Source organism: Alphaproteobacteria bacterium (genome assembly GCA_035625915.1).
Lineage (GTDB): Bacteria > Pseudomonadota > Alphaproteobacteria > JACZXZ01 > JACZXZ01 > DATDHA01.
The window spans coordinates 1-3,204 of record DASPOR010000043.1; the positions used below are offsets into that span (position 1 = coordinate 1).

At 61.6% G+C, this 3,204-nt stretch carries 4 protein-coding genes and 2 pseudogenes; 4 read left to right on the forward strand and 2 right to left on the reverse strand.

All coding sequences use genetic code 11. From position 1 onward, the window contains the following. From secY to rpsK (VEJ16_04005), 4 genes and pseudogenes are all read left to right on the forward strand, one after another. Positions 1-1,123, forward strand: a 1,123-nt coding sequence (secY, locus tag VEJ16_03990) for a preprotein translocase subunit SecY (protein ID HYB08809.1), incomplete at its 5' end; no start/stop codon positions are given. Beyond that, positions 1,120-1,728 carry an adenylate kinase gene (locus tag VEJ16_03995; GenBank protein ID HYB08810.1) on the forward strand — a complete coding sequence of 203 codons (609 nt, stop codon included), beginning with the start codon at positions 1,120-1,122 and terminating at the stop codon, positions 1,726-1,728. The genes secY and VEJ16_03995, both read left to right, overlap by 4 nt. Positions 1,729-2,130: 402 nt before the next feature. Then, positions 2,131-2,499 (forward strand): 30S ribosomal protein S13, encoded by a 369-nt coding sequence (gene rpsM / locus VEJ16_04000; protein HYB08811.1) that lies wholly within the window; start codon positions 2,131-2,133, stop codon positions 2,497-2,499. A gap of 64 nt (positions 2,500-2,563) precedes the next feature. After that, positions 2,564-2,812, forward strand: a pseudogene (gene rpsK, locus VEJ16_04005) (30S ribosomal protein S11). On the opposite strand, the pseudogene rpsK (VEJ16_04010) reads toward rpsK (VEJ16_04005), so the two are convergent. Both rpsK (VEJ16_04010) and rpsM (VEJ16_04015) read right to left on the reverse strand, forming a co-directional pair. After that, positions 2,801-2,965 (reverse strand): annotated as a pseudogene (gene rpsK / locus VEJ16_04010) (30S ribosomal protein S11). The pseudogenes rpsK (VEJ16_04005) and rpsK (VEJ16_04010) sit on opposite strands and share 12 nt — an antisense overlap. Before the next feature lie 65 nt (positions 2,966-3,030). Continuing rightward, the coding region (rpsM, locus tag VEJ16_04015) for a 30S ribosomal protein S13 (GenBank protein HYB08812.1) at positions 3,031-3,204 on the reverse strand (174 nt) is incomplete at its 5' end.

Here is a 3,204-nt window from a genome sequence, read left to right on the forward strand (position 1 = left end):
GTTCGCCGGCGGCGGCATACACCGCATGGCGATCTTCGCGCTCAATATCATGCCGTACATCTCGGCCTCGATCATCATTCAGTTGATGACGACGGTCTCGCCCACCCTCGAACAGCTGAAAAAAGAGGGCGAGGCCGGCCGCAAGATGATCAACCAGTATACCCGCTATCTGACGGTGGTGCTCGCGGCCTTCCAGGCTTACGGCATCGCGGTGGGGCTCGAGGGCGCCGGACACGTAGTCAGCGATCCCGGCTTTTTCTTTCGCATCTCGACCGTCATCACCCTGACGGGAGGCACGATCTTTTTGATGTGGCTCGGCGAGCAGATCACCCAGCGCGGGATCGGCAACGGCACGTCGCTGATCATCATGTCGGGCATCGTTGCGCAATTGCCGACGGCAATCGCGGGCACGCTCGAGCTCGGCCGGCAGGGTGCGCTCTCGACCGGCCTCATCCTGGTCGTGCTGGCGATGGCGATTGCTGTTATCACTTTCATTGTATTCATGGAGCGTGCGCAGCGGCGCTTGTTGATTCAATATCCGAAGCGTCAGGTCGGCAACCGCATGTTCGAAGGGCAGTCTTCGCATTTGCCGCTGAAGCTGAACACTTCGGGCGTCATTCCGCCGATCTTCGCTTCGTCGCTTCTCTTGCTGCCGACTACCATTGCCAATTTCACCGCCGGGCAAGGGCCGGGCTGGCTCACCGCCGTGACCACGCAGCTCGCCCACGGGCGGCCGCTGTTTCTCATTCTCTATGTGGGGCTGATCGTTTTCTTCGCGTTCTTCTATACGGCGATCGTGTTCAATCCGACCGAGACCGCCGATAATTTGAAGAAACACGGCGGCTTTATTCCGGGCATCCGGCCCGGCGAGCGCACAGCCGAATATATCGACTACGTCTTGTCGCGGATCACCGTCATCGGGGCGGCCTATCTGGCGGTGGTTTGTCTATTCCCCGAAATCCTAATTTCCTATGCAGCCGTGCCGTTCTATTTCGGCGGCACCTCGCTGCTGATCGTCGTAAGCGTCACCATGGATACGGTGGCGCAAGTCCAGGGTTACCTGCTGGCGCATCAGTACGAGGGCTTGATAAAAAGATCGAAACTGAGGGGGCGCCGTCGATGAGATTGATCCTGCTCGGCCCGCCGGGGGCTGGCAAAGGAACACAGGCCCAGCATCTCGTCGCAAAATACGGATTAGTTCAGCTCTCGACCGGGGAGATCCTCCGGGCTGCCATAAAGGCCGGCACCCAAATCGGCCGCCAGGCGCAGGAGATCATCGCCGGCGGCAATCTGGTTCCCGACAACTTGGTGGTGGGCATCGTCGAGGAACGCATCGCACAGCCCGATGCACGCAAAGGTTTCGTTCTGGACGGTTTCCCGCGCACCCTTCCGCAAGCGGTAGCGCTCGACAATATGCTGCGGGCGAAGGGACTGGCGCTCGATGCCGTGCTCGAAGTGCGCGTCGACGAGGCGGCGCTGATCAAGCGGATCGAGACACGGGTTGCGCAGATGAGCGCCCGGGGCGAGGCGCTGCGGGAGGACGACAACGCCGACGTGCTCCGCACCAGGCTCAAGACCTATCGGGAACAGACGGCGCCGCTGATTGCCCATTACCGGCAGCAGGGGGTCCTCCGCACGGTCAACGGCATGGCCCCCATTGAGGATGTGGCGGCCGAAATCGACCAGGTGCTAAGGTCAAAGACGCCGGCAAGGGCGGGGAGTGCCTAGGGAGGGGCTCTCAAGGCACGGCGGCCCCGAAACGAAGCGCCATAGGAAAAAAAGTCCAAAAGCCGGCCTTGGACGAGGGCGTTCGGGGCCCTTTGCGGACAGGAGTTGGAAGCGGACTGGAGGCAGGCTTGGAGGCGGAAAAAAGCCCACCGAAAGGCCGATTGCCACCTAAGCGGAATGTGAACGTGAAATGTCGGGCCGAGGTTGACGAAAGCGCGGTAAATCCATTAATAAGCCCCAAATATCCAGTCGGAGATCGAGCGGTGATGCCAGGCCGCAGCGGCAGGCGGGCGTGGCTTTTTACGCGTTTTGTGGCCTTCTTCAGGTTGACATTGGAACCCATGGAAATCGGCCGAGCACCACGGATTTGCCGTGGTCCTTCCGCCGCAAGGAGTAACTGACGTGGCTCGTATCGCGGGCGTCAATCTTCCCACCAACAAGCGCATCGTGATTGCGCTGCAATACATCTACGGCATCGGCGGCGCCAAGGCACACGAAATCCTTGGAAAGGTTTCGATCCCCGAGTCCCGCCGGGTATCGCAGCTCACCGACCAGGAAGTGCTGCAGCTGCGCGAAGTGATCGACCGCGACTATGTCGTCGAGGGCGATCTACGGCGCGAAGTGTCGATGAATATCAAGCGGCTGATGGATCTCGGCTGCTATCGCGGGCTGCGTCACCGGCGCAGCCTGCCCGTGCGCGGCCAGCGCACGCATACCAATGCCCGGACTCGCAAGGGTCCGGCCAAACCTATTGCCGGCAAGAAGAAATAGCGCGTGCAACAGCGACAGGTGACGGCAGCGGAGCAGCCGGCTCCGAGCTGCGAAAGGGTTCAGAATGGGTAAGGAGGCCACGCGCGTCCGCCGGCGCGAACGCAAGAACATCGCCTCGGGCGTCGCGCACGTGAATGCGAGCTTCAACAACACCATGATCACGATCACCGACGTGCAGGGCAATACCATTGCCTGGTCGTCGGCCGGCACCATGGGTTTCAAGGGCTCGCGCAAATCGACGCCCTATGCCGCGCAGGTCGCCGCCGAGGACGCGGCGAAAAAGGCGCAAGAGCATGGAATGCGAACCCTTGAACCCCATCGTCCCCGCCGACGACCAGGCAATGGTGTTGCCCTGCACGTCGGTAATGGTGATCATGGTATTGTTGAACGTGGCATTCACGTGCGCGACGCCGGAAGCGATGTTCTTGCGTTCGCGCCGGCGGACGCGCGTGGCTTCCTTTCCCATTCTGAACCCTTTCGCGGATCGGAACCGGCGGCTCCGGTGCCGTCACTTGACCTGTGCTTGACGCGCTATTTCTTCTTGCCGGCAATCGGCTTGGCCGGACCCTTGCGGGTCCGGGCATTGGTGTGCGTGCGCTGCCCGCGCACCGGGAGTCCTTTGCGGTGACGCAGACCGCGATAGCAGCCGAGATCCATCAGACGCTTGATGTTGAGCTGCACCTCGCGGCGCAGGTCACCCTCGAC

Excerpts from the sequence above, each read along its gene's own strand:
- VEJ16_03995 (HYB08810.1), top strand. The coding sequence starts at position 1,120 with ATGAGATTGATCCTGCTCGGCCCGCCGGGGGCTGGCAAAGGAACACAG.